This is a genomic window from Fictibacillus phosphorivorans, from assembly GCF_007673525.1.
In the GTDB taxonomy this organism is placed as follows: domain Bacteria; phylum Bacillota; class Bacilli; order Bacillales; family Fictibacillaceae; genus Fictibacillus; species Fictibacillus phosphorivorans_C.
Map to the genome: position 1 here is coordinate 67,246 of NZ_VDZU01000002.1, position 26,831 is coordinate 94,076.

The 26,831-nt window shown below is 39.6% G+C and carries 31 protein-coding genes; 15 read left to right on the top strand and 16 right to left on the bottom strand.

Annotation, left to right across the window (positions count from 1 at the left end; translation table 11 throughout):
* Nucleotides 1-25: 25 nt before the first annotated feature.
* From abc-f to FS458_RS17985, 7 genes are all read right to left on the bottom strand, one after another.
* Nucleotides 26-1,663: a ribosomal protection-like ABC-F family protein gene (gene abc-f, locus FS458_RS17955; protein ID WP_144703989.1), complete on the bottom strand. Its 1,638-nt coding sequence runs from the start codon at nucleotides 1,661-1,663 to the stop codon at nucleotides 26-28.
* 271 nt (nucleotides 1,664-1,934) lie between these two features.
* A complete protein-coding gene (locus FS458_RS17960; RefSeq protein WP_144703992.1) occupies nucleotides 1,935-2,381 on the bottom strand; it encodes an Hsp20/alpha crystallin family protein in 447 nt (148 codons plus the stop codon).
* A 12-nt stretch (nucleotides 2,382-2,393) separates the two neighbouring features.
* The gene (locus FS458_RS17965; RefSeq protein ID WP_066391066.1) at nucleotides 2,394-2,597 is read right to left on the bottom strand and encodes a spore germination protein GerPB; all 204 of its coding nucleotides are present in this window, start codon (nucleotides 2,595-2,597) and stop codon (nucleotides 2,394-2,396) included.
* Nucleotides 2,594-2,989 (bottom strand): spore germination protein GerPE, encoded by a 396-nt coding sequence (locus FS458_RS17970; RefSeq protein WP_186320643.1) that lies wholly within the window; start codon nucleotides 2,987-2,989, stop codon nucleotides 2,594-2,596. Before FS458_RS17970 ends, FS458_RS17965 begins: the two co-directional genes overlap by 4 nt.
* A 9-nt stretch (nucleotides 2,990-2,998) precedes the next feature.
* Nucleotides 2,999-3,175: a spore gernimation protein GerPD gene (locus FS458_RS17975; protein ID WP_144703998.1), complete on the bottom strand. Its 177-nt coding sequence runs from the start codon at nucleotides 3,173-3,175 to the stop codon at nucleotides 2,999-3,001.
* Nucleotides 3,144-3,770, bottom strand: coding sequence for a spore germination protein GerPC (gene gerPC / locus FS458_RS17980; protein ID WP_144704001.1), 627 nt, complete (start codon nucleotides 3,768-3,770; stop codon nucleotides 3,144-3,146). Before gerPC ends, FS458_RS17975 begins: the two co-directional genes overlap by 32 nt.
* A 55-nt stretch (nucleotides 3,771-3,825) precedes the next feature.
* Nucleotides 3,826-4,047, bottom strand: coding sequence for a spore germination protein (locus tag FS458_RS17985; RefSeq protein ID WP_066391062.1), 222 nt, complete (start codon nucleotides 4,045-4,047; stop codon nucleotides 3,826-3,828).
* A 161-nt stretch (nucleotides 4,048-4,208) separates the two neighbouring features.
* Between FS458_RS17985 and FS458_RS17990 the strand changes: the two genes are divergently transcribed.
* Together FS458_RS17990 and FS458_RS17995 are read left to right on the top strand one after the other, a co-directional pair.
* Nucleotides 4,209-4,427, top strand: coding sequence for a spore germination protein (locus FS458_RS17990; RefSeq protein WP_066391061.1), 219 nt, complete (start codon nucleotides 4,209-4,211; stop codon nucleotides 4,425-4,427).
* 11 nt (nucleotides 4,428-4,438) lie between these two features.
* On the top strand, nucleotides 4,439-4,981 hold the full coding sequence (locus FS458_RS17995; protein ID WP_144704004.1) for an Hsp20/alpha crystallin family protein: 543 nt from the start codon (nucleotides 4,439-4,441) through the stop codon (nucleotides 4,979-4,981).
* A 92-nt stretch (nucleotides 4,982-5,073) separates the two neighbouring features.
* On the opposite strand, the gene FS458_RS18000 is transcribed toward FS458_RS17995, so the two are convergent.
* Nucleotides 5,074-5,817, bottom strand: a complete 744-nt coding sequence (locus FS458_RS18000; protein ID WP_066391059.1) for an AIM24 family protein — start codon at nucleotides 5,815-5,817, stop codon at nucleotides 5,074-5,076.
* A gap of 119 nt (nucleotides 5,818-5,936) precedes the next feature.
* On the opposite strand from FS458_RS18000, the gene FS458_RS18005 reads away from it, so the two are divergent.
* Nucleotides 5,937-6,278: a DsrE family protein gene (locus tag FS458_RS18005; protein ID WP_144704007.1), complete on the top strand. Its 342-nt coding sequence runs from the start codon at nucleotides 5,937-5,939 to the stop codon at nucleotides 6,276-6,278.
* Nucleotides 6,279-6,724: 446 nt separating this feature from the next.
* On the opposite strand, the gene FS458_RS18010 is transcribed toward FS458_RS18005, so the two are convergent.
* A complete protein-coding gene (locus FS458_RS18010) occupies nucleotides 6,725-7,108 on the bottom strand; it encodes a YggT family protein (RefSeq protein ID WP_144704010.1) in 384 nt (127 codons plus the stop codon).
* Nucleotides 7,109-7,164: 56 nt separating this feature from the next.
* Nucleotides 7,165-7,992 (bottom strand): aminoglycoside N(3)-acetyltransferase, encoded by an 828-nt coding sequence (locus FS458_RS18015; protein ID WP_260858807.1) that lies wholly within the window; start codon nucleotides 7,990-7,992, stop codon nucleotides 7,165-7,167.
* Between the two features lie 163 nt (nucleotides 7,993-8,155).
* Between FS458_RS18015 and FS458_RS18020 the strand changes: the two genes are divergently transcribed.
* The 3 genes from FS458_RS18020 to FS458_RS18030 are packed head-to-tail and all read left to right on the top strand — an operon-like array spanning nucleotide 8,156 to nucleotide 11,730.
* Nucleotides 8,156-8,908 (top strand): DeoR/GlpR family DNA-binding transcription regulator, encoded by a 753-nt coding sequence (locus FS458_RS18020; RefSeq protein WP_144704013.1) that lies wholly within the window; start codon nucleotides 8,156-8,158, stop codon nucleotides 8,906-8,908.
* The gene (pfkB, locus tag FS458_RS18025) at nucleotides 8,905-9,819 is read left to right on the top strand and encodes a 1-phosphofructokinase (protein ID WP_144704016.1); all 915 of its coding nucleotides are present in this window, start codon (nucleotides 8,905-8,907) and stop codon (nucleotides 9,817-9,819) included. The genes FS458_RS18020 and pfkB overlap by 4 nt, the downstream gene beginning before the upstream one ends.
* Before the next feature lie 15 nt (nucleotides 9,820-9,834).
* Complete coding sequence (locus tag FS458_RS18030; protein ID WP_144704019.1) at nucleotides 9,835-11,730, top strand: PTS fructose transporter subunit IIABC; 1,896 nt, start codon at nucleotides 9,835-9,837, stop codon at nucleotides 11,728-11,730.
* A gap of 604 nt (nucleotides 11,731-12,334) precedes the next feature.
* Here FS458_RS18030 and FS458_RS18035 read toward each other — a convergent pair.
* The 3 genes from FS458_RS18035 to nhaC all read right to left on the bottom strand — a co-directional run bounded on the left by FS458_RS18035 (nucleotide 12,335) and on the right by nhaC (nucleotide 15,299).
* Complete coding sequence (locus FS458_RS18035) at nucleotides 12,335-13,120, bottom strand: phosphatidylserine decarboxylase (RefSeq protein ID WP_144704022.1); 786 nt, start codon at nucleotides 13,118-13,120, stop codon at nucleotides 12,335-12,337.
* A gap of 129 nt (nucleotides 13,121-13,249) precedes the next feature.
* Nucleotides 13,250-13,783: a helix-turn-helix domain-containing protein gene (locus FS458_RS18040; RefSeq protein WP_144704025.1), complete on the bottom strand. Its 534-nt coding sequence runs from the start codon at nucleotides 13,781-13,783 to the stop codon at nucleotides 13,250-13,252.
* Between the two features lie 115 nt (nucleotides 13,784-13,898).
* Nucleotides 13,899-15,299, bottom strand: a complete 1,401-nt coding sequence (gene nhaC / locus FS458_RS18045) for a Na+/H+ antiporter NhaC (RefSeq protein WP_144704028.1) — start codon at nucleotides 15,297-15,299, stop codon at nucleotides 13,899-13,901.
* Between the two features lie 157 nt (nucleotides 15,300-15,456).
* Here nhaC and FS458_RS18050 point away from each other — a divergent pair, with 157 nt between their 5' ends.
* Together FS458_RS18050 and FS458_RS18055 are read left to right on the top strand one after the other, a co-directional pair.
* The gene (locus FS458_RS18050) at nucleotides 15,457-15,927 is read left to right on the top strand and encodes an NUDIX domain-containing protein (protein ID WP_186320644.1); all 471 of its coding nucleotides are present in this window, start codon (nucleotides 15,457-15,459) and stop codon (nucleotides 15,925-15,927) included.
* 34 nt (nucleotides 15,928-15,961) lie between these two features.
* A complete protein-coding gene (locus FS458_RS18055) occupies nucleotides 15,962-16,129 on the top strand; it encodes a DUF4381 domain-containing protein (protein ID WP_144704034.1) in 168 nt (55 codons plus the stop codon).
* Nucleotides 16,130-16,195: 66 nt separating this feature from the next.
* Here FS458_RS18055 and treR read toward each other — a convergent pair whose 3' ends face one another.
* The 3 genes from treR to treP form a co-directional block, all read right to left on the bottom strand.
* Nucleotides 16,196-16,912 (bottom strand): trehalose operon repressor, encoded by a 717-nt coding sequence (gene treR, locus FS458_RS18060; protein WP_144704037.1) that lies wholly within the window; start codon nucleotides 16,910-16,912, stop codon nucleotides 16,196-16,198.
* Between the two features lie 26 nt (nucleotides 16,913-16,938).
* Nucleotides 16,939-18,627 (bottom strand): alpha,alpha-phosphotrehalase, encoded by a 1,689-nt coding sequence (gene treC, locus FS458_RS18065; protein WP_144704040.1) that lies wholly within the window; start codon nucleotides 18,625-18,627, stop codon nucleotides 16,939-16,941.
* 81 nt (nucleotides 18,628-18,708) lie between these two features.
* A complete protein-coding gene (gene treP / locus FS458_RS18070; RefSeq protein WP_144704043.1) occupies nucleotides 18,709-20,112 on the bottom strand; it encodes a PTS system trehalose-specific EIIBC component in 1,404 nt (467 codons plus the stop codon).
* A 295-nt stretch (nucleotides 20,113-20,407) separates the two neighbouring features.
* Between treP and pdxK the strand changes: the two genes are divergently transcribed.
* From pdxK to FS458_RS18105, 7 genes are all read left to right on the top strand, one after another.
* Nucleotides 20,408-21,220 (top strand): pyridoxine/pyridoxal/pyridoxamine kinase, encoded by an 813-nt coding sequence (gene pdxK / locus FS458_RS18075; RefSeq protein WP_144704497.1) that lies wholly within the window; start codon nucleotides 20,408-20,410, stop codon nucleotides 21,218-21,220.
* A 212-nt stretch (nucleotides 21,221-21,432) separates the two neighbouring features.
* On the top strand, nucleotides 21,433-21,783 hold the full coding sequence (locus FS458_RS18080; protein ID WP_144704046.1) for a YojF family protein: 351 nt from the start codon (nucleotides 21,433-21,435) through the stop codon (nucleotides 21,781-21,783).
* A gap of 13 nt (nucleotides 21,784-21,796) precedes the next feature.
* Nucleotides 21,797-22,441 (top strand): bacillithiol biosynthesis deacetylase BshB2, encoded by a 645-nt coding sequence (gene bshB2 / locus FS458_RS18085; RefSeq protein ID WP_144704049.1) that lies wholly within the window; start codon nucleotides 21,797-21,799, stop codon nucleotides 22,439-22,441.
* A gap of 205 nt (nucleotides 22,442-22,646) precedes the next feature.
* Nucleotides 22,647-22,922: a spore morphogenesis/germination protein YwcE gene (locus FS458_RS18090; protein WP_066243203.1), complete on the top strand. Its 276-nt coding sequence runs from the start codon at nucleotides 22,647-22,649 to the stop codon at nucleotides 22,920-22,922.
* Between the two features lie 290 nt (nucleotides 22,923-23,212).
* On the top strand, nucleotides 23,213-24,346 hold the full coding sequence (gene proB / locus FS458_RS18095; protein WP_144704052.1) for a glutamate 5-kinase: 1,134 nt from the start codon (nucleotides 23,213-23,215) through the stop codon (nucleotides 24,344-24,346).
* Nucleotides 24,347-24,392: 46 nt separating this feature from the next.
* On the top strand, nucleotides 24,393-25,664 hold the full coding sequence (locus tag FS458_RS18100) for a glutamate-5-semialdehyde dehydrogenase (RefSeq protein ID WP_144704055.1): 1,272 nt from the start codon (nucleotides 24,393-24,395) through the stop codon (nucleotides 25,662-25,664).
* Nucleotides 25,665-25,764: 100 nt separating this feature from the next.
* Nucleotides 25,765-26,727 carry a nuclease-related domain-containing protein gene (locus tag FS458_RS18105; protein WP_186320645.1) on the top strand — a complete coding sequence of 321 codons (963 nt, stop codon included), beginning with the start codon at nucleotides 25,765-25,767 and terminating at the stop codon, nucleotides 26,725-26,727.
* Nucleotides 26,728-26,831: the final 104 nt, after the last annotated feature.

The window sequence follows — 26,831 nt, forward strand, 5'->3', positions numbered from 1 at the left end:
CTCATCATTGAACGGCTCTTTTCTTTTAAGACCTTAACTTATTTATTCTATCGAGTACCTCATTATATCGCTGATCGAGCTCACCTTTTCTATTGATATCTGAACAGGTGGAAAGCTGACTGATCAGTTCCGTCATCTCAAACTGCAGCTTTAGCAACTCATCACCATCGTGATTCTGCTCGTTTTGGGTTCCGCTTCGTTGTTTCTTAAACTCTGTATAGTCCCCTTCGAACCAATATGCCTTAGGTGGCTGCAGCTCTAGAATGTGTGTAGCTGTCTTTTCCATTAAACGTCTGTCATGTGTAGCTAAGATAAACGTACCAGGATAGGCTACCAAGACTTCTTCTAAAGCTTCTCTTGTAAACAAATCCAAGTAATTGGAAGGCTCATCTAACAATAATACATTGTAGTCACTCAAGAAAAGTTTGGCTAAAGCAGTCTTCATCTTTTCGCCGCCACTTAAGACTTCTACTCGTTTAAAAATATCCTCACGTTTAAACAACATTCTTGCCAAGATCGTTCTTACCCATGTTTCTTCATACAGACTATTTCCCATCACGTTCTCAAGAATACTTTTTTGTGGATCTAGAATATTAAGATGCTGATGAAAGTAGCCTACTTTAAGCTGATTGGATTTTTCAATCGCTTCATTTCCGTTATAGATCTCTTGTAGCAATGTAGATTTTCCGGTTCCGTTCTTGCCTGTGAGAACGATCTTCATCCCCGGTTTTATAGAGAACGTAAGATTTTGAAACAGTTGTTTTCCGTCAAATCCTAAAGAAAGGTCTTTAACAGCTAAGACTTGTTTTCCATGAATCCTAGAGAATCGTTGTATATCAAATTCCACGTTTTGCTGCTTATTTGGCTTTTCTTTTTTATCGAGCATCTCGATCCTTTTTTCAATAACTTTCGATTTTTTTTCAAGTGAACGCTTTGCATTTTGAAGTTTTCCTTTTCCTAGCTTTGCTTCACTATAAGACATGCGTGTTGGTTTGTTCTTCATGTCTCTCGCTTTTACTGCTTTTTCCTTGGCCGTTTTCTCTAACCTAGCTTTTTCTTTAATATACTGTTCATATTCAAGATGTTTTCTCTTGAGTTGTTGATCTTTTTGAATCTGATATTCTGAGTAGTTTCCTGGATATGTCGTAAACGTTTGGTGATCGATTTCGATGATCTTCGTACATATCATATCTAGAAATACACGGTCATGAGAGACAAGCAATAGAGCTCCTTTAAAATGTTGAAGCACACCTGCGAGCTGATCCATTCCTTCGACATCAAGATGAGACGTAGGTTCATCTAAGATAAGGATATCTGGGTCTTTTTCTAGAGCAGAGGCGATTTGAGTACGTGTTTTTTCACCACCGCTCATCGTGTCATACTTTTTGCCTTGCAGGTTCCAAGCGACCTCACTTTTTGAAGTAATACTTTGCTCTTCTTGGTCAAACTGACTTACGATTGCAAGTGTTCCGTTATGTTGGATGGACCCTGCATCTCTATCCTCAGTTTCTGCGATTAATTTGAGAAACGTAGATTTTCCAGTACCGTTCAAACCAACAAGACCAACTCGATCATTCGCAAAAAGTTGTAGCGGTTCTGTTTGTTTTATAATTAATTTTCCATCATACGATTTTTCTAAATGCTTTGCTTCTAATAGCAGCATAAAAAAACCTCCCCTATTTACTAGAGAGGTCTGCCCAAGCCATAATAAGTATCACAAAAAAACACGCAATAACACGTTTTTTTGCAACAAAAAAACAGGCCTGTAATGAAGTCCTAAAAATGGGCAGAGAAATCCTATCTAGCGTTCTACTTTTTTATTCAAGTAAATGGCTAAAATCAGATTAATTGCGCATTGGACGTATACACCTGTTCCTTCCGTTGTTTTCCTATATTGTAAGGTAGTTCAAATCCGGCCGTCAAGAATACGCTCGCTATTCTTGCACCCAGTTTAAGTTTACCTTTCGTTGGTTTGCTCCTGGTCGTGTATCTTTTAATAACCGAATAAACAACAACCCTTTTCGATAAAAAGCTTGAACAGGCTCCTGGAGGACTTTTTCAGGTAAATGAATCTCTCGATTAAATGCCCCGAGTTGAAATTCCTCTGAACTTAAGTGATAGGAATCTAACGTTAGTGATAACTTTCCTTGTACAGTCAGCTTAAACGGGTCAACCATAACTTCAACATCCTCTGTACGATTCAAACCTGGTAGCGCCAAAACACAGCATATTTCCTGTGGTGTGTCATAGATGTTGCAAAGAGGACTCTCATTATTTTGATGGTTATGCGATCTTTGATTTTGATTTGGTGTAAAGAACTGATCACCAAAATATTCTTCGGCCATCCTTTTCCAGTCCATCATTTGTTTCCAAGTGTCCAATTCAATCACCTCTTATGAAGGCGGCCCTAAAGGAACAGAAGGAGCAGTATCCGGATCCGGAATCTGAGGGGCAGGACCTGTAAAACCGCCTGTGTTAAATAATTGCGATATCGGCTGTATAACCCCGGCGCTTCCTATTTGGAGCACAGATGAGTTTTGTATGCCATCCACTCTTATCTGCTGAATAACGATCGTCTGACTAACAAAAAGGTTCATGTTTCCTCCTCCTCACTTTCCGGATTAGGATTCGTTAAGAAATTACGAACATGCTTCACACGAGATTGAAGTTTAATATCGTTAACCGATCCAATATGAAGGATTGATGAACTGGACACCCCAAGGATATCTATTTTTCCAACTCTAATATATGGGTTCGCATGATACGTTTGCTTTACCTTATAAACCGGGCAAACCGGAACTAATACGGGCTGTGAGAAAACTTTGTATTTGCTGTATGGAACATTGAACGTTCCAAACTTTGTACTTTCTCTCTGGATAGCTAATGCTGCAGAAAAGCTATTGATCTTGTCAGTATCTCCTGTTTGCAGTACACCTGAGTTAGCAAGAGAATTTAATATGATGCAATCAACGACAGATGTTCGATACATCATACACCTCTATAGAGGAACAAGTGATGTTCCTAAGACTAAAGATTCTGGAGGTGTATCGAATGCAGATCCTAGACTGATACAATCTGTGTCTCCGATTAATACGACTGACGATAACCCTACACCGATGATGTGAATCTCTCCTACATACAACTCATGATTGGTTACGCAAAATTTCACTCTCATCCCCTCCAGTAGACTTTGAATCTCGTAAATGTACGATAAACGTCTCAATACCACGATAGATGTCCTCTTTTGTTTTTTGAATAATATCTCTTCTGCCCCGCTCGTCTTTTGGTTCATATTTTGTGAGATAGTGCTTGATCCGTCCTGGCACTTGCCGCTGTACATCTTCTAAGATGAAGATTCGATAGGGTTCGTCTAACGGAATGTTCATTTTGCTTTCAAGTGACTTTAAATAAACAGGAGCTTCTTTTTCAAAGAAACCATCCATCACTTGAATCATCTCTCGGTAGTTTGGATTTTCGATCGTACTTCTTTCCATCTTCCCTGGCATCTGAAGGGTATTCTGACCAATATTGAACTGTTCGATCAAGTCTTTGCTATCATTTGAAGACCCAAGCCCAATGTGCAGGGTACCTTCAAGTTTTTCTATCTTTAATTGATCAAACTTATATTCAATGTTTTGAGGTTGGGACGACAGATCGCTTACTTTTTTCTTTAATGCTTTTATCTGATCTTCTAAGTCACTTATCTTATCATTCTGATCGAGGACCATCTGTTGAAGCTTACTCAAGTAATAGTTGCTCTCTTCATTCATACAATCAACTCCTTAGTTAGATGTATGCCTACTACCTAAGGAATTTGCTTGTCGTTTAAAAATTTGCTGCTGCATTGCTGTCATTTACATCAGGGTCTTGTGTAAACGTAACATTATAGCCGTTCTCCAGACGAAGATTATCCCCTGTATTGAAAGATCCCGCACCTGCATACGTTTTTGCGTAACTGACTGGGCAAATGGTCTGGACGTCTCCCACATGGAAAACGCTGCCGCTCGATATGGAGTTTACTGATACAGATCCCACAATTGCTGGCATATACGTTCATCCCCACTTTCAAGTACTTCTCACATGTTATGCATCCGCCCATTCTTTTGTGCCTAAACGCTTCCATTCACCATTAGGCTTCTACCTACATAACTTATCTGTAAAGGACGACGTCACAATCGTAACTTTTTAGAAAGAAGGAGGTGCTAAAAGTGCCCTGTTTAATTGTAGCTCCTATTAATATTAATGCGGCAGAAGGGGTTGTGAATTTTGGTGATACACTCGTCATCAATCCCAAATCAACAGGCAAAGGATACAACGGCTCTGGCGGAGGAAACACAGGGAATTTTATACAAACAACAAACGTAGTTAACGCAACAAACACTTTAGATCCTGATATTTTCGATTCTAATAATGCCGGCAATGCTTAGGGGGTATAAAGATGTTAGGCAAAGGTCCAATGATGCCTTTTTTTAATAACCGTTCTATGGATGACTGGCTAAATTCTTTTGAACAATACGTCAACAAAGGGCTCAATCAGTTCGAGAAATTTGCAGACCAGATGTCGTTTGAAGTGGATACAGAAGAAACAACAGACGACTACAAGATTCGTGCAAATCTAAAAGACTATAATCCTGAAGACCTTCAGATTGAAATCCTCAATCAAGGACTTCAGATTAAAGCACAACGCGAAGAAGTACGGTCAACAAAAAATAAACGGACGGGGCACTTTCAACAAAGAAAGGCAATGAAACGAACAGAGCGATTCGTCCAGCTGCCTTTCATGTTTCGAAACGAAGATGTTAAAGCACAATATACGAATGGCATCTTAACCATTTCCGTTAACAAAAATGGCGGAGAAGTTATGAATCCGACTGTACCTATACAAGTCGTGACTAATTCAAGTGATAATAGTGTTGAGAAAGACAGTAATGCTAACAATACTGCCAATGTAGTTAACAACAACGGGCAGTTTGAAGAGTAGGTGCAACATTTCGTTTTCTTATGTATATTAATGCCTATAAAAAATGCTGACAGAAAAGGCGCTATGTTCATCCTTTTATGTCAGCATTTCTTTTATCTTCCTAGTGTAGGCGCGATCCACACCTCGCCGGTACCTTCAAAAACGTGCAAGTAACCTTCACCACTTGTTGCAGATCCGATGATTGAAGAGGATGCTCGTTTTACAGAGAAATCGATATCCCCTTTTCTTAAGAGCGCAAAGTTCCCATCCACTTGCAGTTTTTCATCATGAAGCTGTATCTTCATGATCTGCTGAAGCGGAACTGGACTCTGAAGCACACAAAATCCTGAGCCTCTTAATCTCGTTTGAAACAGGCCATCCTCTCCTTTTATAGAAGACGTTAGTTTTTGTCTAGCTACACCCAATTGCACAGACGGTTCTGCCGCATAAAACATTCCGCGATCTGCAACAACTTCTTCGTCGTTTAAGTTTAATAATAAGTAATGACCATACGAGGGCTCTAAATAAATTTCTCCTGTACCTTCATATAATGGTTTGAAAAGAGATTCTTCCGTTAAGATATTGGAAGCCATCTTCTTCATGAACCCTCCAACTCCACCAGCATTGCTCTTCAAACCAAGATCACCTTTCATAAACTGCAAAGCTCCCGCTTCAGCTTGAACCGCTCCTTGGCGCAATGTGATCCGAACTTGTTTTAACGATATTCCCGTTTCTTTGGCGTAGTAAGAAGAACTTGAACCTGCACTTGTTACAGGCAACTGCTTATATTCAAGGACTTCAAAAGTTGCTCGACGTCCTTCTTCTTTTTCGATAACGTTAAAAAGTGATTCATTCATAACCATCAGCCTCCTCTTTCTAGCATAACAAACTCTGACTTTGTTTAAACAAAGCGTGGTATAATTCACACAAAGATATTGGCTAACGCCAAAAGAATATGAGAGAGGCGTGATTTGACGTGCAGAACAAAATCATTCTTGTAACAACTGATTCATTTGGTACTGGTAACGATCCTGCTCTTGGAGAAAACGTAATGGAAACGTATTTTACGGTTTTGAAGCAGCAATCCGATCTTCCAGCTGCGATCTTTTTCATGAATCGTGGTGTTTATTGCCTCACAGAGCAGTCTTTATGTTCGCTGCATCTAAAAGAAATAGAAGATAAGGGTGTTAAAGTGTTCGCCTGCAAGACTTGTGTTGATTACTATAACGTAGAAAATGAGCTTGCGGCTGGAGAAATTTCAGGAATGGCACATTTTGTAGAATTATCTGCTACATATGAAGTTATTACGATTGCATAATATATAAGAATTTTAATAGCTTTTACCATTTCGATGTGAGATTGGAAGTAGTTGATTTCCGCTCCAGGTTGCTCGCTTTCCGCGGGGCAGGCGGTGAGCCTCCTGTCTAGTTGCAGTGACTAGCCCCTCGAGGTCAAAAGTTAAACAGTCAAGAAGGCAAAGTGCGCCTTCATAGCCCATTCAACTTTTGCTTGTCGGGGCTGAACGAGTCACTTCCACTTTTCGGACTGCCGCTTTGCGCCACTAAGTGTCTCACCTGCCGGCCTGTCCCGCAGGAGTCTCGCACCTTCCACTCCAATCATCTTGCAATGAAGTGAAGAAAAAAATTCAAGGGCAACAATCCTCGAACAAAAAAGAAGATTCTCTACTTCCCACCTTCTTTTTTCTTCTAATTAATGTAACATAAAAAAACGTACACCTAACTTGCTGGTGTACGTTTTGTAGTCTTATCTTCTTTCTTCTCGGATAATTCTCTTTTCTCTAGTCGTTGCCTCGTCTCGGATAACGGGTTCTTCTCTAATAACTGTTTCACGATGAACGTGATCTGCCTTTCTTACTGAGAATAGCCTTTTCAGCAGCATGCCGACTACACCATACACAATGATTGCAACAATCGTAGACAATTCGATCACGAATCCATTGGCTAGTTCGATGTTTGGAAAAATCGCTGCAAATGGTAAAAGAAGCGGTTGGCTCAGACCGTATATGAGCTGTGCGAAAGCTGCTCCTTCATTTGCATTAAACAGTTGAAAAATAAAACGTAAAATTAAGATTAGCTGAATGATACCGACTATGAATGAAATAATTGTGGCTGGAACGGAACGCCTCATCGCAATTCCCTCATTTCATTGGATTTGCTACTAAACATACCCTTCTTTTCACAACATTAAGCATGCTCAATCGGTTTATTACTTTGATCATACTGACATAGCCATTTCTCCGTAAAATCCACCAGTTCTTTCTGTGGAATCAATCGACAATCAGCCATCCCTACTTTTCCTTTTTTGACAAGATAACTATTTCGCTCGTAAACCTCCCCAATCTCTTCGAACAATTCTTCTCGGTAAGAAATTTGAGTGAACGACTTCCATACTCTTTTTCCATCGCTAAAAAATGGGCCTGCATTTTGTTCTGTTTTTGGTGACGGTACGCGATGTTCGGCTAAATGCATGGAGGTATTCGAATCATAGCCTACACCTAGCAGAAGAACATGGCCCTGAAGTTCATAAACTCTTCCAAGAGGTGACTGTTCGCCTAAGCCGAAATCCACTGAATGATCGTTTATGATCGTTTCTTTATTTTTACCCCATGCAGCAAAAGAGTCTGTTGGATGATTGCTTCTTAGAACACCATGAAACGTGCGAAATGCTTCTACAATCGCTCCCATAAAATATGTCGGTGTTACAGCAGGATCAAACGCTGGCATCTCTTCTATGATTGTCGGCCACCAATCCTTTGGAACCGGTGGATTCAGCCACCCTGCCGGATCAGAATAATGAGCCGTATGTGTAGGCATAACCAATGTTCCTTCTTCTGTTATAACGTCCATCAACGCTTGTACAACTGCCACAGGTCCTCCTACCACCCATCCCATTGACTTCAAGCTAGAGTGAACGATAACGGTCATTCCTTTTTTCAGTCCTAATGATCTAAGATCCTCGGCTAAAGTCACCCTCGTTTTTGGATAATCTGTATGTAATTCAATACTACTCACGCTTCTCACAACCTTCACTTCTTATGTACCCTCATTATAACAAAAAGAAATGGAATACTTTGGTTATGATTGTTTTTGATTATTTTTGATTGTTTGTGATTGAAAAATGTAAGGGCTTACGTTACAATGATGTCAAAGAAAGAGAACATTTGGAGGTGTCAGGATGCTTACACCTGAAAGACATCGAAAGATTATTGAAGTATTAGGCGAAAAGTCAGTAGTAACTATACAAGAACTCGTAGAAGCAACAGCGTCCTCTGAATCAACAATACGCAGAGATCTAAGTCAGTTGCAGAGAGAAAAGAAGTTAAAACGCGTACACGGTGGAGCATCACTTACTCACCAAAAAAGCGAAGAATTGAGCGTTTTTGAAAAATCCGAGAGAAACGCTTTAGAAAAAGAAAAAATTGCACAATATGCTTGTGATTTAGTCCAGACTGGGGATTGCATCTATCTCGATGCAGGAACGACAACACTAAGGATGATTCCTCATCTAAAGAACAAAGAAATCACAGTTGTAACGAATGCCATCTCCCATCTTGAAGCGTTAAGTGAACATGAGATTAAAACGTACTTAATAGGCGGGCTCGTTAAATCTAAAACGAAAGCACTTGTGGGAAGCAGTGCGATAAAAAGTTTAAGTTCCTATCGGTTCGACAAGGTTTTCCTTGGTATGAACGGCATTCACATCGAAGCTGGTTTTACTACACCAGATCCCGAAGAAGCAGCAGTAAAAAATTTAGCGATCTCTCTTTCACAAAAAGCATTCATACTAGCTGATCATACGAAGTTTCATGAGACTTCTTTCTCAAAAGTAGCAGAACTAAATGAGGCGATCATTATAACGGACGATATTGATGATGACGTCATCTATGATTTTCAAGACAAGACAGAAGTAAGGGTTGTGACATCATGATTTATACTTGCACACTGAATCCGTCCATTGATTATGTAGCTCGAGTGGAGGATTTTAAAGAAGGGCAGATAAACCGCACATCAGATACATTTATTTATCCCGGAGGAAAAGGAATCAACGTTTCGCGAGTTTTGAAACACCTTGGTATAGAAAGTACTGCGCTTGGTTTCACGGGTGGTTTTACAGGTGCTTTTATCAAAGACTTTTTAACACAAGATCACATTCAGCATGATTTTATAGATGTTTCAGAAGTTACAAGAATTAATGTAAAGCTCAAGTCTCATAAAGAAACAGAGATTAATGGTCAAGGACCTGTAATCTCTATAGAAAACCAACAGAATTTACTTCAAAAAATCAATAACATGAGTAAAGGTGATTTCCTTCTTCTTGCAGGAAGCATTCCACCATCAATATCAGATAATTTTTATGCAGAGATTGCTAATAAATGTATGGTCAAAGGTGTTCATGTTGTCATTGATGCAGCTGGAGAAGCACTTCGTAAGAGCTTGTCGTACCGGCCATTTTTGATCAAACCCAACCACCATGAACTTGGAGAACTTTTTCATACAAACGTCCACAATAAAGAAGATGCTGTTTTTTATGGGAAGAAGCTGTTGGAAGCGGGGGTACAGAATGTCATCGTTTCTATGGCTGGAGATGGAGCGACCTTTCTCAACCAAGATACCGTTCTAATATCAAACGTACCCGTTGGAACCGTAAAAAATTCAGTAGGTGCTGGTGATTCTGTTGTAGCTGGATTTCTTTCTCAGGTTACCCAAGAACACGACTTCTCTACCGCGTTCCAATATGGAGTTGCCGCAGGAAGTGCTACTGCTTTTTCAGAAGATCTCTGCACATTAGAACAAGTAGAATCTTTACGAAAACAGATCGTTATAGAAGAATTACGGTAATGAGGAGGAATAAAAATGAAAATTACAGATTTATTAACTAAAGATACAATCTTACTAAACTTACAGTCTCAATCTAAAGAAGACGTCATAGATGAACTGATTGAAAAACTCTATTCAGCTGGAAAACTGAATGATAAAAAGGCATATAAAGAAGCTATATTAGCAAGAGAAACTCAAAGTACGACGGGAATCGGAGAAGGAATAGCCATACCTCATGCAAAAACGAATGCCGTTAGCGAGCCTGCCATCGCTTTCGGTCGTTCAACAGATGGCATCGACTATGAATCCTTGGATGGCCAGAACGCACATCTTTTCTTTATGATCGCCGCATATGAAGGCGCTAACAACGATCATTTAGCGACACTTTCCAGACTTTCTAGCTTTTTAATTGACCCCAACTTTAGAAAAAGTCTGGAATCTGCAGCAACAGAAAAAGAAATTCTAGACGCGATCGACGCAAAAGAAAAAGAGATGGAAAAAGAAGAAAATCCTACCTCTTCTTCTAAACAGAAGATACTAGCTGTTACAGCTTGCCCTACAGGCATTGCTCATACGTATATGGCAGCTGATGCGCTAAAAGCAAAAGCGAAAGAAATGGACGTCAACTTAAAAGTAGAAACAAATGGTTCGAGCGGAATTAAAAACGCACTTTCGAAAGATGATATTGAAGAAGCTCATGCGATTATAGTCGCTGCAGATAAACAAGTTGAGATGGAACGCTTTAACGGTAAACATGTGATTCAAGTTCCAGTAGCTCAAGGAATTCGAAAGCCTCAACAGCTCATTCAGCAAGCGTTAGATCAAGATGCTCCTGTTTATAAAAGTAACGGAGAAGCATCGAATGTTGATGAGAAGAAAAATGCTTCGCCAGGAAGATCTGGGTTTTATAAACACTTGATGAGCGGTGTGTCCAATATGCTTCCCTTCGTTGTTGGTGGAGGAATTCTGATTGCGATCTCGTTTATTTTCGGCATTAACGCAGCTGATCCGAAAGATCCTTCTTATCATCCGATCGCTGAAGCACTTAGCACAATAGGTGGCGGTAACGCGTTCGCTCTCATGATCCCTGTTTTAGCAGGTTTTATTGCGATGAGTATCGCAGATCGTCCAGGATTTGCGCCTGGTATGGTCGGAGGATTTATGGCCGCAACAGGAGGAGCTGGTTTCCTTGGCGGACTGATCGCTGGTTTCTTAGCAGGATATCTAGTTCTTGGATTAAAAAAGTTGTTTAGCAGTTTACCTCAATCATTAGAAGGGATCAAACCTGTTCTTCTTTATCCTTTATTCGGCATCCTTCTAACCGGTCTGATCATGATGTTCATTGTGATTGAACCCGTGAAAGCATTGAACGACGCATTAACGTTGTGGTTAAAAGGCATGGGAACTGGAAATCTTGTATTCTTAGGTTTAATTCTAGGCGGAATGATGGCTGTCGATATGGGTGGACCTATCAATAAAGCAGCTTTCACATTCGGTATCGCGATGATCGATGCAGGTAACTTTGCCCCTCATGCAGCCATTATGGCGGGGGGAATGGTGCCACCGCTAGGTCTTGCACTATCAACAACATTATTTAAAAAGAAATATACAAAAGCGGAGCGAGAAGCAGGTAAGACAAATTACATTATGGGAGCTTCCTTTATTACTGAAGGTGCTATTCCATTTGCAGCTGCCGATCCTGGTCGTGTAATTCCAGCCGCTGTGATCGGTTCCGCTGTAGCTGGTGCTTTATCAATGGTATTCGGTATCGGACTTCCAGCACCACATGGAGGCGCGTTCGTAATTCCAATCGTGAACGGAAATCCGTTGCTATACGTATTAGCCATTTTGATTGGTTCATTCGTTACCGCTTTTATTGCTGGTATGCTGAAAAAAGAAGTTCAAGAAAATAAAAAAGAACTCGCAGCTTAATGTGAGGGAGAATTGAAACAGAAAAGGATAAAACTAACTCGCGATGACGAGAAGTTTTATCCTTTTTCTTATGTGATGTTTTATTAACTAAATCAATATACTCATCCTAAAACCGTTCCGTTATCAATTAGAAGTTTAGCAAAAGGTTGTTTTTATGTTTTTCTCTTCATATGCAAGTTGATTGTAGCGCAAGGTGCGAGACTCCTATGGGACGAGCGGTCAGACCGAAAAGTGGAAGTGGCTCTTTCAGCGCCGACAAGCAAAAGGTGAATGGGCTGTGAAGGCGCTTTTTGCCTTCATGACCATTTAACTTTTGACCTCGAGGGGCTAGCCACTGCAACTAGACAGGTGAGACCCTTAAGGGCGCAAAGCGGCAGTCAGAAAAAGTGGAAGTGACTCGTTCAGCCCCGACAAGCAAAAGTTGAATGGGCTATGAAGGCGCACTTTGCCTTCTTGACCGTTTAACTTTTGACCTCGAGGGGCTAGTCACTGCAACTAGGCAAGGGGGCTCACCGGTCGCCCCATGGAAAGCGAGCAACCTGGAGCGGAGATCAACTACTATCAGAGCTACTAAGTAAATTGAAACAGCTTTTTAGTTCGATAATTAAACTTCTCTCGGTATCCATTCACCAAGAAGCTCACCCATCTTAACCTTGCCTTTTTTTCCTGTGAACTTCAAAGCCCCTTTTGGAATACACAAAACAACAGTAGAACCGAACGAAAAATACCCAAAAGAATCTCCTCTTTTTACAACCGACTCATGATTTGTGCGTTCAATCGTATTTACATTCAAAGCACCTACCATAACATGTGCAAGAGGTTGTCCGCTTGCATTCATTTGAGTAACTAATCTGTAATTACGTGTTAGAGGTCGAAGTCCATGACGTAATCCAAGTTCGTTGACTGGAGCAGCTTCTTTTCCTAGCGTGTAGACAGATTCAACTTCAGCATCCACCGGAACATGAACTTGATGGTAATCCGTTGGACTTAAATAAAAAACAAATACTTGTCCCCCGCTGTATTTCTTCGCTTCTGATTCAGAACCTAACAATTCAGCAACCGTATATTCTTGTCCTTTTACTGTAAAACGGCTCTCTTCTGTAAGATTATCGACTACGGATAACACAGCGTCACAAGGACTAACAAATGCATGAGCTTCTGATGGAACAGGACGAGCATCTGGTCTTAGATCACGAATAAAAACATCGTGCAGAGAATGATATTCTTTAAGCTCCCGTGTCGCTTCGTTAATGTTTATTTTATATAGTTTCACGAATGAAGGGATGAAAGGTTTACTTGCTTTAGATTGTGCAAACTTCTTTAATGATCGTGCCACAACGGGATGGCCGTTCAATTCGAATAGATTTCTATAAAATTTAGTCATGTTCATGCTCTATCACCTAACTTTAATTTAATATAATATGAATGTTATCATTATTGATAACGGTGTTTATATTTTTATTTTTGATATACATACAGTATAATGCATCCTGCTAAATATATCAGTGTTTCCTCTTTTTCAACTGCTCTTCTTAGGTTCAGGCACTAACATCTGAACAAGTTTAACCTTCTTATTATATTTTGAAGGTCTGTTTGGTACATATTTGCCGATGAGTTCTTGCATTCCCTGACTCAGTTCTTCCCATTCTTCATCATTTAAATAAAGATCCAACTGATTATAACCGAAAATATCTGTTTTAAAATCGGTATTACCGTTAAAGTAAGCTTCCACTTCGCCAGTTACACTGGATATAAACGTCATAAACATTTTCATGTGCTCTTCTTTAGACAAATTGGCTGCCTCTTCTGCGGTTATATATGTTGAGTTTTGATTCATAGCATAAGTCCGCTCTACCGCACCACGTATTTTTTTTTCTTGAACCACATAAATGATCTCATTCTTACTAAGAAGATTTAAATGCCTATATAGTGTGGCTTGCGGAACTTCAGATACCCATTCTTTTAGTTCCATTACAGTAGCCGGCCCTTTTGAGAGGTGTTGTATAATCTTCATTCGAACAGGATGCAAAATAAAATCTGCTTTGCTTTGCATGATACAGAATCATCCTTTTTTATTATTGTTATCGATAATGATAATATTTTATCTTATATTTGTCAAAAGAAAGAGAAGCATCTAACGAGATGCTTCTCAAATGTTTTCTATATCATTATGCCGCTGTGTGATCATTATTTAATGAATTCGTTTTTTTTTGACCAATACTCCAACCTGTATAAGCAAGAAGTAATGTGAACATTGGAGACAGCCATAAGAATAATGCATATGGAATGTATTCAATAACTGATACACCTAATGTTGATGCAAAGAATGCACCACTCACACTCCAAGGAACTAGTGGGTTTACAAGTGTACCTCCATCTTCTACCGTTCTAGACAAGTTTTTTAGTGGAACCCCAGACTTAATATAAGCGTCCTTCAACGCCTGACCTGGCAACAGGATGGAAAGGTACATTTCGCCTGCTAGTAAATTGATCCCTACTGAAGATGCCAGGGTGGTTGCAATTAACTTACTCGCTTTTTGTGTGGTGTTCTTTATAGCTCCAAACAATAGATCAAACATTCCTAACGCTTGGATGACTCCACCTAGTCCTAATGCGATCAGTACAAGTGAGATCGACCACATCATGGACATTAATCCACCTTTATTAACGATGGTATCGACTGTTTCATTCCCTGTCTGAATTTGCAGCCCATTTTGCATAGTATTAATAACTTTTTGCAGTGTCAGGTCTGGTACTAAGAAAAACCCTACGATGATTGACACTGTTACACCAGCTAAAAGGATAGGTATGATTGGCAGTTTACGAAACGCCAAAACTAGTACAACTACTGGTGAAATTAGAGTTACTAGATGAATTGGGAACTCATTTGAAAGCACTGACTGAATCTCTTTAATCTCTTGAAGATTCGCATTGCCTCCGCTACCGCCAAGTACGAAAAAGGCAATAGCAGTCAGGATGAATGCCGGGACAGTAGTCCACATCATATGTCGAATATGTTCAAACATATTCACGCCAACTACACCTGGTGCAAAGTTCGTTGAGTCAGACAATGGCGACATTTTGTCTCCAAAACACGCTCCAGAGACAATCGCTCCTGCAGCTAATGCTGGGTTCACTCCAAGCACGTGACTGATACCCATCAATGCTACACCTACTGTACCAACTGTTGTAAAAGAACTTCCTGTAAAAGACGAAACAATAACTGTAATGATTAGAGCACTTACTGCAAACCATTCAGGCTGAATGATATCCATTCCGTAAAATAATAATGTAGGAACTGTTCCACTTAACATCCAGCTTGCTATAACAAGTCCAACTGTTAAAAGAATCATGATCGGCTGCAAGCCAGCTATGATACCATTAACTATTCCTTTTTCAATCGTCTTCCATTGTGCTCCAAAAGCCACTCCTACTGCTCCCAATAAAATCAGGCAGGCTAACAATGGAATATGCGGTTCAACTTTTATATACACGAGACTCGTGAACATCACTGCAAAAATCATTGTAAACAATCCAAGAGCCACCGGTAATTTCATTTGTTTTTTCATGTAAATCTCTCCGTTCATCTTCTTACACTTATTTACTTAAACGCTTTTACGCGTTGAAGCGTGTTAGTAACTGTTATAATACTAACGAACTTTACAGAAGCTGTCAACATTACAGGCATGGTAAATTAAAGAAAAGAACGTTATGGAGGCTGATTATATGAGCAGAATTAGAAGTTCAGTAAAAGCATTAATCATTCATGACCATCATGTTTTAACGATTAAAAAAGGAAATGAAGATGAAGTGAAATATGTTATACCAGGTGGAGGACAGGATTTTAACGAGACTTTATCAAACGCTGTGATTCGAGAATGTTTAGAAGAACTTGGTGCAGAAGTAGAAGTTGGTCCATTGGTATGGGTTCGGGAGTTCATCAGCAAGAATCACGTTGAGAATCAAAAAAATGAGGACCGAATACATATTGTAGAGCATATATTCGAAGCTTTCTTAGAGAAGGTTCCAAAACACTTTCAGCCACTTTCTCCAGATTCTACTCAACTAGAAATCGAGTGGCTCCCTATCGATCGGCTATCAGATTATAATTACTATCCTAGAGAGATCATTCCGTTGATTAAAGAGATGGTCCATTCGAAAGACAGTAAACTTACTTATGTTGGAGATATAAATTAGATTTTAAGAACAACTTTAAAAGGGGGAGTTTGTTTTGTGGTGGCTGCTACTATTTATCATCGGAATTTTAGTTTTAGCATATGTCATAGATTACAGAAAAAAGAAAAGAAATGATAACCATACCCGTAATATCGACCCTAGCGTAAGGCAAGGTGAAGTGGGTAGCAGTTGGAATAGCGGTGATGGTCCTAATGGATTATAGAAAATGAAAACGCAGAGTTTATTCATTTCCTCTGCGTTTTCGTGTGTTTTTTACTGCTTCATATATTCATCTTCCCCGTCTTGCAAAATCTACAAATCGGAAACGATCTAGTCGGTGACGAGATTCTGTGTATTGAAAGAGGCTCGCATCTTCTAGATACACATAGTTTTTCACGACAACAATATGCTCAAAACGATCTAGATCTAACAACTCTTTATCTTCTTCCGTACAATCTTCAACGACTATTTCTTTTTTTGCAAAACTGATTTTCAGACCTAACTCATTCTCTAAATAAGCGTAGATAGATTGTTCCGCAATTTCTTTCGTGAGCTTTGGTACGTACTTTTTTAAGAAGTAATCTTTGTCCAAAATGATCGTCTCTCCGTCAAGCTCCCGGGAACGAATCACTTTCCAAGTAAGCTCTTCAGGTTCTGTCTGGAGCTGCTGTTGAAGAAACTCATCCGGCTCGATCAAACCAAATTCATGAACAGTCGTTACACTGTTCTTTCCAATAGACTCTGACAACTCTTGAAAACTTACTAGACCCGAAACAGGAAAGCTAAATTTGTTTGTCTCTAGAACGATTGATCCTCTACCACGGATTTTTTGTATAAAACCGTTTTGCGATAGAAGGTTTAGTGCCTTTCTGACAGTCTCCCTTGATGTTTTGTATTGTTCTGCTAAATCATGTTCGGAAGGAAGCTGCGTATTAGCCTTTATGACACCCTTTTGAATTTGTGCAGATATTTCCTGATAGATTTCTTGAAATTTATTTTTTCTCATCAATATTCACCATACATAGTGTAGCATTATTTTTTTAAGTGAAAAACGACAGATTCATACGGTCGTAATGAAAAGGAAGAAGGGTCTTCTGGTGTACCTTCATAATTACTGATTAATACTTCTCCTGATAGATCTGTAAGATCAATGGATTTTGGCAGTTCAAAATCTGTGCTCTTGCCATAAAAATTATTCACGACAAGAAGTTTTTCCCCATTGTCAGCGTTACGGACATAAGCGAAAATTTCAGGATGATCTTCAAGAATCAATTGATAATCGCCATATGTGATTACATCTATTTCTTTTCTTAGTTTATTGAGCTTTTGATAATGATAGAAAATAGAGTTCTCATCATTTATGGCTGCCTCGGCATTGATTTCTTTAAAGTTTGACGCAACCGGAATCCAAGGTTCCCCTGTAGTAAAACCTGCATTTTCACTATTATTCCATTGAACAGGTGTACGAGAATTATCACGTGATTTATGCTTAAGAATCTCTAGGACTTCCTCTTCTGTATAACCTTCTTCTATTAATAGATTGAACATGTTTAACGACTCTACATCACGGTACTGATCAATCTTTGTGAATTTAGGGTTTGTCATCCCAAACTCTTCGCCTTGATAGATATAAGGTGTGCCTTGCATCATATGAATCGTAGTCGCCAGCATTTTTGCAGATTGCACACGATATTCACCGTCATTACCGTAGCGTGATACGATTCGCGGCTGATCATGGTTGCACCAGAATAACGCGTTCCATCCACCACCCCTATGCATCTCCACTTGCCAAGTCGAAAGTATGTCTTTTAATTTTTGAAAATCAAAATCAGCGATGCTCCATTTTTCACCGTTCGGATAATCGACTTTTAAGTGATGAAAATTGAAAGTCATGCTTAATTCGTTTCGCTCTGGATTCGTATACTTGATGCAATTATCGATTGTTGTGGATGACATCTCACCTACTGTGAGAACATCATATTTTGAGAACACTTCCTTGTTCATCTCTTGCATAAATTCGTGCACACGCGGACCATCTGTGTAGAATTTCCGGCCATCACCTGGTGCTATAGAGCCATCATCATCAGGAAAATCTTGATTTTTTGAAATCAGGTTGATCACATCTAGACGGAAGCCATCTACCCCTTTTTCAAACCAATAGTTCATCATCTCATAAACGCGCTGACGAACTTCTGTGTTCTCCCAGTTTAGATCCGCTTGTGTGACATCAAATAAGTGGAGATAGTATTGACCGGTCTCTTCATCAAGCCTCCAAGCGGATCCACCAAATTTTGAAACCCAATTTGAAGGCTCTCCATCTTCACCAGAATCTTTCCAGATATAAAAATCACGATAAGGATTATCTTTTGACAGACGTGATTGTTTAAACCATTCATGCTCTGTACTTGTATGGTTCACTACGATATCCATGATGATTCTCAGATCTCTTTGGTGTGCCTCCTGAAGCAGACGATCAAAGTCCTCCATCGTTCCATAATCTTCAAAGATTTTGTAATAGTCCCGGATGTCATAACCGTTGTCTCGTTGAGGAGAGTCATAGATCGGAGTTAGCCATAGAACGTCTACTCCTAAATCTTTAAGATAATCTAACTTCTCTATGATTCCGTCAATATCTCCTGTTCCGTTTCCTGTCGTATCGTTAAAGCTCTTTGGATAGATTTGATACACAACAGATCGCTTCCACCATGGTTCCTTCTTCATACTTTCACCGCCATATTTGTTTTAGTAATGAAAACAACCGGAAATAAAATAGTGCCCTTCCGGTCGTTTTTGTTTAATAGTCTACTTCGATTTTTTTACTTTTGCATAAAGGTAAGTTAATACAAACGGTACGACAAGTGCGATTCCCATTCCGATAAAGAATGATCCCCAGCTTCCAGGCAAGATGGAAAGGAATCCAGGAATACCACCTACTCCAATAGATGACGCACGAACGCCAGCAACTGTAATCACGATCCCAGCAATCGCTGAACCAATCATTGCGAAAATAAATGGATAACGGAAGCGTAAGTTCACTCCGAACATCGCTGGTTCCGTGATTCCAAGATAGGCTGATAATGCTGACGTTCCAGCGAGTCCTTTAAGCTTTTCATCACGTGTTGCCATAAACATCGCAAGTGCTGCAGAACCTTGTGCAATGTTTGATAGTGCAAGCATCGGCCAAAGAAAAGTACCACCTGTGTTAGAGATAAGCTGCAGGTCGACTGCTAAGAACGTATGATGCATTCCTGTAACAACAAGTAGAGAGTAGAAACCACCATAGATCAACCCACCTAACCATGCAAAGTTATCAAAGATGGATACGAAAAAGTCTGTAATGCTATTACCGATCGTAAACGTGATCGGTCCGATAACGATAAACGCTAAAAATCCTGTTACTAATAATGTAATTGGAGCTACCAATAATAGCTGCAAAGCATCAGGAATACGTTTTTTCAAGAAAAGTTCTATTTTTGCTAAAAAATAAGATGCGATTAGAACCGGCAACACTTGACCTTGATAACCTACCTTTTCAATGGGTAGACCAAATAAGTTCCATGTTGGAATGTCCTTTGTCTTTCCGTAATCCCATGCGTTCAACAGATCTGGATGGACAAGCATCAGTCCGAGAACGATACCAAGTAATGGACTTCCACCAAACTTTTTAACCGCTGACCAACCGATCAGACCAGGTAAGAACACGAAAGCCGTATTCGCGATCAAGTTGATCATCCCTGCTAGATCAGCCCAGTTCTGATGAACATCAATAAAAGATTTCTTATCATAAAAAATATCCGGGCCAGTCAGGATGTTGTTGATCCCCATCAGTAGACCTGCCGTTACGATCGCAGGAAGTATCGGGATAAAAATATCTGCTAACGCTTTAATCGCTCGTTGCAGTGGATTGAGCTTCTTACTCGCCTCATCCTTTATATCTTCTTTCGACGCTCGCCCTGTACCTGTAATATCAATGAACTCGTTATAAACCTTATCAACCGTTCCTTGCCCAATCACGACTTGAAATTGGCCGTTTGTAGAAAAGGAACCTTTTACAAGATCAATATTCTCTAAAGCCTTCTCGTCTACTTTCCCCTCGTCTTTAAGAGCAAGACGAAGGCGCGTTACACAGTGAGTGGCTGCTGATATATTTTCTTTACCGCCGAGAGCTTCGACGATCTGTTCAGCTGATTCGCGTATTTTGCTCATTCTGTTCCCTCCTAGAAACCGTTTCCATTTCACCTGATAAAAAAGCCATATATCTCTATACCCTTAACTATCATTCAATGAAAACTTGTTCACCCTAATAATGTGTCTAAGCGTTTTCATAAAACCCCAAACTTGTATATACATCTTACAAAAATAATTTAACCTGTATATACAAATATGTCAATCACTTCGATCATATGGTGAAATTTACCGTAATCAGCTACTTTTTCTTTTCTCCTTATTTTTTGCTATAATCTGTTACATATAGAGAAACGAGAATAAAGGAGATTTTATGATGTCACCTAAAAAAGCACTTACGATTGCAGGATCAGATACAAGCGGTGGAGCTGGTATTCAAGCTGATTTAAAAACTTTTCAAGAGCTAGGCGTGTACGGTATGACTGCTCTGAATGTTGTGGTTGCCCAAGACCCACATCGTGATTGGTTTCATGAAGTATTCTTGCTTCCTAACGATCTATTCAAAGCACAATTAGAAACGGTTGTTTCTGGAATTGGTGTTGATGCATTAAAGACTGGTATGCTTGCATCCGTGGAAGCTATCCAGATAACCGCAGATCTCATTGAAAAACACGATCTTCAAAACGTTGTAGTAGACCCAGTTATGGTTTGTAAAGGCGCAGAACCTCTACACCCTGAACTTGCTAGTACCCTTCAAAATGTTTTGGTACCTAAAGCGACTGTTGTGACGCCAAATCTATTCGAAGCTGCACAACTAGCTGGTATGGAACCGATCACGACAGTTGAACAGATGATGGAAGCTGCTCATAAGATTCAAGCGAATGGAGCTAAATATGTAATCGTTAAAGGCGGCGCAAAACTTGAACACGAAAATGCCGTTGACGTACTTTATGATGGACAAGAGTTTGAAGTTTTAGAATCTGAAAGAATTGAAACAACATGGACGCATGGCGCAGGCTGCACGTTCTCAGCAGCGATTACAGCTGAACTTGCTAAAGGAAAGCCAGTACGCGAAGCTATCTTAACGGCAAAAGATTTCATTACAGAAGCTATCGCAGCAGGATTTGAAATCAACCAATATGTAGGACCAACTTGGCATGGTGCTTACCGTGATAAATTAAACAAATAATTTTTAGTGAAGACTGATCATCTTTGATCGGTCTTTTTTGTTCTATAAAAAATCTTTGTGACTACAAATCTGAAAAACGACATCATTCGTGGACCGACCAACTACTTTCACAGTTTTACGTTCAGCTTTTTAAAATGATAGGCATATCATACACGTTATTTAAGAATTTGAATTATAATAAGTACATCTATTCAGCACTGGAGTGTGAAGATATGCAGCTCATACAAACCAACGAAGTCCAGAAAACACTGGATCAGCTTATTGGAAAAGAACTTTATCTACATTTAGAAACAACCAATGGCGCATATGCCAATCATAATAACGAGAGTGTTCTAACCGTTAACGCATATATTCGAAATGGTAAAGTAACACCCTTATCAGGAAAAATCATGGGAAACGGCCCCTACCGTGTTGGCTTAAAAATTGAGCTAGGATGGATTTATGCAGAAGGTTTAACACATTGGGAAATCGATTCTGAAGGAAGATTACTGATGGCAGGTCATGACGCTGAAGGTAGACTTGCAGTAGCTCTTCAACTGAGCTCTTCCCCATTTGATGTATAAGGAGGATATATAAATGGATGATCATTTACTCGTGATCTTCCCCCATCCAGACGATGAAGCGTTCGGAGTGTCGGGGACGATTGCTCAGCACACTAAAAAGGGATTACCCGTTACTTATATTTGCTTAACGCTCGGTCAGATGGGCAGAAATATGGGAAATCCACCATTTGCTACTCGTGAATCGCTTCCACTTATTCGGCAAAAAGAGCTAAAAGATGCCTGTGATGCAGTAGGCATTCAAGATCTGCGACAGTTTGGATTACGCGATAAAACGGTAGAATTTGAAGATGAGAAATTTTTAGCAGATCAATTCTTAGCTGTTATCGATGAGGTAAAGCCAACACGTCTCATCACTTTTTATCCAGGATATAGCGTACACCCTGACCATGAAGCTACAGCAAGAGCAGTCGTGCGTGCAGTAGGAAGCATGCCTGAGATGGATCGCCCGGAACTATTATGTGTGGCTTTCGCAAAAAATTCTGAGGAAGATTTAGGAGCTCCACATGTAGTGACAGATATCTCGGATGTTTTTGAAGAAAAAATGAACTGTATCAAAGCACATCGATCTCAAACACAATGGCTAGTAGATAGCGTTGATAAAGATCCTGCCATGCTGGCTTGGGTAAAAAATGAGAGATTTTGGCGTTATCCTTTATAAACGAATAAAGCTTAATTAACCCATTGGCCTTTGAAGGCCGTGGGTTATTTTTTTGAGTAAATACTTGAATTTTCAAAAAAATGTACAAATTCATGTAGCATTTTCCTGATATTGTGGTATACTAATTGTAACAAATCGTTCACATTTTAGACGCTAATTTGTCAAAATTGTAAGCGTAAACAATACTTCAAGGGGTTGATTAGTAATGGATGTTTTTATGGTTTACTTATTTGTAGCGACTGCCACGCCATTATTTTTATGGAATGATAGTCGTAAGTTAGCCTTATGGCAAACGCCGTTCATCGCCCTTTTATGGACTTACGTTGTGTTATTCATGGCTAATGATAGCTTAAGCTTATTCGTACACAGTTTCTTCATCACCGTATTCATCGCAAATGTTGTTTTTGCTCATTATGCAGCATACATCGTATGGGGCCGTCCATATTTGGCGAAACGAAAGATGGAAAAAGCAAAATATTAATTTAAACTTTCATCCCCTCTATTATTAGAGGGGTTTTTGCATTTATTGGGAATTTATCTTATTCAGATTTTCTAATATATACTTCCATATAGCGTCCTCACATCCCCTCATCTCCTATGACCTAATTATCCCGCTTTTCTTCTGTTTTCTTCACTATTTGCTTGTTTTCTACACTATCTCATCAATACCTGTTGTGTTTAAATTTCACCATGTTATACTCGTTACCGTTGAAAATTTGAACGGAAAATGAATTCTTATAACTTACAAAACAGGAGTGATTTTTAACAGATATGATAATTAACGAATCAAAAAACAAACGAATTGTAATTAAAATTGGATCCAGTTCTTTAACGAGCAGACTTGGTGATATTAGCAGACATAAATTAGAGCGATTTGTTGATGAAGTCGTTAAATTAAAAGATGACGGCCACGAGGTATTACTCGTATCTTCAGGCGCAGTGGCAGCAGGATATAGACGTTTAGGCTGTTTGAACCGTCCTACATCTCTTGCTGAAAAACAAGCGGCTGCATCGATCGGGCAAGGTTTGTTAATGGAATCTTATTCTGAACGTTTTATATCTCACGGTTATACCGCTTCACAGATTTTAATTACGAGAAGTGACTTTTCTGACCGTGATCGTTACCATAATGCCCGAAACACGATCAACGTTCTTTTAGATCGAGGAATCATACCAATCGTAAACGAAAATGACACGGTTACAGTAGAGCGACTTAAGTTTGGTGACAATGACACGCTTTCGGCAAAAGTGGCAGGACTTGTTGATGCCGATCAGCTCATCATTCTATCTGATATCGATGGGCTTTACACGGATGACCCTCGAAAAAATCCTAATGCAAAACTTTTAACGAAAGTTAGTGAAATTACACCGGAAATCGAGGAATCTGCAGGAGAACCTGGAAGTGCGGTAGGTACTGGAGGCATGCGTTCAAAGATTGATGCTGTAAAAATCGCAATGGCTTCTGGAATTTCATCTTTCCTTGGCAATGCAACTTCACCAGATATCATTCACAAAGCCGTTATCGGCAAGGCCAGAGGAACGTATTTTGTTCCTGGTAAAAGTGAATTCAATCTTGATACAAAGCGACAATGGATTGCTTTCCACTCTGGTCCAGAAGGTGAGATCGTAGTCTCGAATAAAGCGAAGCAAGGTATTGATGAGCTCAAAAGTCTTTATCCTACAGGCATTCGCTACGTAAGTGGTCATTTTAAAAAAGGTTCAGTTGTTCGCATCAAAGATTTAGACGGAAATGAAGTGGGTCTTGGTGTATCGAATTATTCTTCTAAACAGTTGATCAAGATTAAAGGTATTTCGCGTGATGAGCTGGCTGAAGTCGGCCCTGAAGAAGCCATTAATAACAATGATTTAGTCTGCCACACTCGTTTGGCAGTACCTATTCACTAATATAGATTTTCGAAAATGTAAGGTTTAATATACAAGGAGGCGTTGGATGAGTACATTTAAAAGTACAACCAAAAATAGTGATGTGAAAGACCAAGCAAAGTTAGCACAGGAAGCTTCAAAAAAACTGGCACTCCTCAGTGAAAAAGATAAAAATAAAGCACTACTGGTGATTGCTTATACGTTAGAAAGCGAAACAGATTTTATCTTAGAACAAAACAAAAAAGATCTAGTTAATGGTGAAAACAATAATTTCTCTGAAGCTTTAATGGATCGTTTGCGCTTAACAGAAGACCGCGTTAAAGAGTTTGCTAACGGACTACGAGAGGTTGTTGAGTTAAAGGATCCTGTAGGTGAAATTCTGTCTGACTGGACACTTGATAACGGATTAAACGTAGAGCAAGTTCGTGTACCATTAGGTGTGATTGGTATGATATATGAAGCACGACCAAACGTAACAGTGGATGCGACAGGACTTGCATTAAAGTCCGGAAACGCGATCGTACTAAAAGGCGGTTCCAACGCTATTCATTCAAACTCAGCGATTGTCTCTGTTATTCATAAAGCATTAAGAGCAACAAAAATTCCCGAAGATGCTGTCCAATTTATTGCTTCTACAAATCGCGAAGCAGCGGGTCAATTGTTTACGATGAAAGAGCATATTGATGTGTTAATTCCTCGTGGTGGCGGAAATCTCATTAGAACGGTTGTTGAGAATGCTACAGTTCCTGTCTTAGAGACAGGTGTCGGCAATTGTCACATTTATATTGATCAGTTTGCAGATATTGATAAAGCCCTGAGCATCATGGAGAACGCCAAAACAGATCGACCGGCTGTTTGTAATGCCGCAGAGACGTTTATTTTCCATGAAGCATGGCTGAATGATCATGCTGGACAAGTTACAGCTCTTTTTGAAAAGTACGATATTGAAGTGCATGGCGATGAAAAAGCAGCAGAGTTATTACCAGATGTAATACCTGCTAATGAAAAGGATTGGGCTGAAGAATATTTAAGTTTAGCCGTTGCAGTTAAAGTGGTTAGCTCTGTCGAAGAAGCTGTTGCCCATATTGAACGTTATGGCACAAAGCATTCTGAAGCAATCGTAACTGAAAATCCAAAAAATGCTGTTGCTTTCTTAAACAGTGTTGACGCAGCTGCCGTTTACCATAACGCGTCTACACGTTTTACGGATGGGTCAGCGCTAGGATTTGGAGCAGAGATCGGTATATCCACACAAAAGCTTCATGCTCGTGGTCCAATGGGACTGCCAGCACTAACGACGATTAAGTATCGTATGACTGGTGACGGACAGGTTAGATAATTACATTGTAAACAGTCCCTTAATTGGGGCTTTTTTTTTGTAGAAATAAAGAAGGTGAAGCTAGGATGGTGAGAGAATGTTTTTCAAAAGGAGGTCGTTTATGTTAGTTAAAGATCGCGGAAAGTCTATAAGGATTAGAAAGCTTGAAGTTATGCATCGACGAGTGATTAAGCTTCACCCCAAATATTTGACCATGGAAGATGAATTAAGCGGAAGGTTAGCCGGACATTTTGGTGAGCAGTCGAATGACTACTTTTTAAAACCTTTTCGGGACTTCTCTGTTATGCATGACCTGAGGCTTACAGCGCATGAAAGTTATTTCCAGATCGACACCCTGCTTCTCTCCCCTCGTTATCTCTTAAACCTCGAAGTGAAATACATTACTGGAACCTTGGTTTTTGACCATCTCAACCAAGTCATCAGAGTAAAAGATGATGGATCCGAAGAAGCTTTTCGGAATCCTATTTTCCAAGTAAAGCGCCAACAATCTCACCTTATTGAATGGATGATAAAAAACCGAATACCTCCGATCCCTGTTCGCTCACTGGTTGTGATGAGCAATCCGAGAACCATTATTAAAGCCCCTCCCTCAAATAAAGATTTCCTTCATTATATTACTCATAGTCCCTATTTGCAGGAGAAAATTAAGATGATTGATAAGATGTATACGGACGAGAAGCTGACGATAAAAGAGGTCACTAAACTCTCCAAATTGCTTGTTCGACATCATTGTCCTGAAAACCCTGATCTTCTCAAAAGGTATGGGATTGAAGAAAAAGATATCATCAAGGGCGTTTATTGTACGGAGTGTTTTTATTTGCCGGTTGTGCGTCAATATGGAAAATGGCACTGCTCAAGATGTAACTTTCAATCTGAAGATCTTCATCTCGCCACATTAGAAGATTTCGCATTGCTTTTTGGCCCTACAATTACAAACAAACAATTTTGTGACTTTCTTCAGGTACCTTCTAGACATGTTGCCAAAAGAATATTAAGGACATTAGATTTATCTTACACAGGAACCTATAAAAATAGAAAATATCTTTTACCTTATCTCTTATGAATTTTTTATAAGCTTACACAATGAGTTTTTATTAAGCGCGGTGTTTTTTATATAGCGCTCGTATTTTTCATATGGCGCTCGTATTTTTCGTATGGCGCTCGTAT

Coding starts and splice junctions, on each gene's coding strand:
- abc-f (WP_144703989.1), bottom strand. CDS start 1,663: ATGCTGCTATTAGAAGCAAAGCATTTAGAAAAATCGTATGATGGAAAA.
- FS458_RS17965 (WP_066391066.1), bottom strand. CDS start 2,597: ATGAACCTTTTTGTTAGTCAGACGATCGTTATTCAGCAGATAAGAGTG.
- FS458_RS17970 (WP_186320643.1), bottom strand. CDS start 2,989: ATGTATCGAACATCTGTCGTTGATTGCATCATATTAAATTCTCTTGCT.
- FS458_RS17975 (WP_144703998.1), bottom strand. CDS start 3,175: ATGAGAGTGAAATTTTGCGTAACCAATCATGAGTTGTATGTAGGAGAG.
- gerPC (WP_144704001.1), bottom strand. CDS start 3,770: ATGAATGAAGAGAGCAACTATTACTTGAGTAAGCTTCAACAGATGGTC.
- FS458_RS17985 (WP_066391062.1), bottom strand. CDS start 4,047: ATGCCAGCAATTGTGGGATCTGTATCAGTAAACTCCATATCGAGCGGC.
- FS458_RS17995 (WP_144704004.1), top strand. CDS start 4,439: ATGTTAGGCAAAGGTCCAATGATGCCTTTTTTTAATAACCGTTCTATG.
- FS458_RS18000 (WP_066391059.1), bottom strand. CDS start 5,817: ATGAATGAATCACTTTTTAACGTTATCGAAAAAGAAGAAGGACGTCGA.
- FS458_RS18010 (WP_144704010.1), bottom strand. CDS start 7,108: ATGAGGCGTTCCGTTCCAGCCACAATTATTTCATTCATAGTCGGTATC.
- FS458_RS18020 (WP_144704013.1), top strand. CDS start 8,156: ATGCTTACACCTGAAAGACATCGAAAGATTATTGAAGTATTAGGCGAA.
- pfkB (WP_144704016.1), top strand. CDS start 8,905: ATGATTTATACTTGCACACTGAATCCGTCCATTGATTATGTAGCTCGA.
- FS458_RS18030 (WP_144704019.1), top strand. CDS start 9,835: ATGAAAATTACAGATTTATTAACTAAAGATACAATCTTACTAAACTTA.
- FS458_RS18035 (WP_144704022.1), bottom strand. CDS start 13,120: ATGAACATGACTAAATTTTATAGAAATCTATTCGAATTGAACGGCCAT.
- FS458_RS18040 (WP_144704025.1), bottom strand. CDS start 13,783: ATGCAAAGCAAAGCAGATTTTATTTTGCATCCTGTTCGAATGAAGATT.
- nhaC (WP_144704028.1), bottom strand. CDS start 15,299: ATGAAAAAACAAATGAAATTACCGGTGGCTCTTGGATTGTTTACAATG.
- FS458_RS18050 (WP_186320644.1), top strand. CDS start 15,457: ATGAGCAGAATTAGAAGTTCAGTAAAAGCATTAATCATTCATGACCAT.
- treR (WP_144704037.1), bottom strand. CDS start 16,912: ATGAGAAAAAATAAATTTCAAGAAATCTATCAGGAAATATCTGCACAA.
- treC (WP_144704040.1), bottom strand. CDS start 18,627: ATGAAGAAGGAACCATGGTGGAAGCGATCTGTTGTGTATCAAATCTAT.
- treP (WP_144704043.1), bottom strand. CDS start 20,112: ATGAGCAAAATACGCGAATCAGCTGAACAGATCGTCGAAGCTCTCGGC.
- pdxK (WP_144704497.1), top strand. CDS start 20,408: ATGTCACCTAAAAAAGCACTTACGATTGCAGGATCAGATACAAGCGGT.
- FS458_RS18080 (WP_144704046.1), top strand. CDS start 21,433: ATGCAGCTCATACAAACCAACGAAGTCCAGAAAACACTGGATCAGCTT.
- bshB2 (WP_144704049.1), top strand. CDS start 21,797: ATGGATGATCATTTACTCGTGATCTTCCCCCATCCAGACGATGAAGCG.
- FS458_RS18090 (WP_066243203.1), top strand. CDS start 22,647: ATGGATGTTTTTATGGTTTACTTATTTGTAGCGACTGCCACGCCATTA.
- proB (WP_144704052.1), top strand. CDS start 23,213: ATGATAATTAACGAATCAAAAAACAAACGAATTGTAATTAAAATTGGA.
- FS458_RS18100 (WP_144704055.1), top strand. CDS start 24,393: ATGAGTACATTTAAAAGTACAACCAAAAATAGTGATGTGAAAGACCAA.
- FS458_RS18105 (WP_186320645.1), top strand. CDS start 25,765: ATGTTAGTTAAAGATCGCGGAAAGTCTATAAGGATTAGAAAGCTTGAA.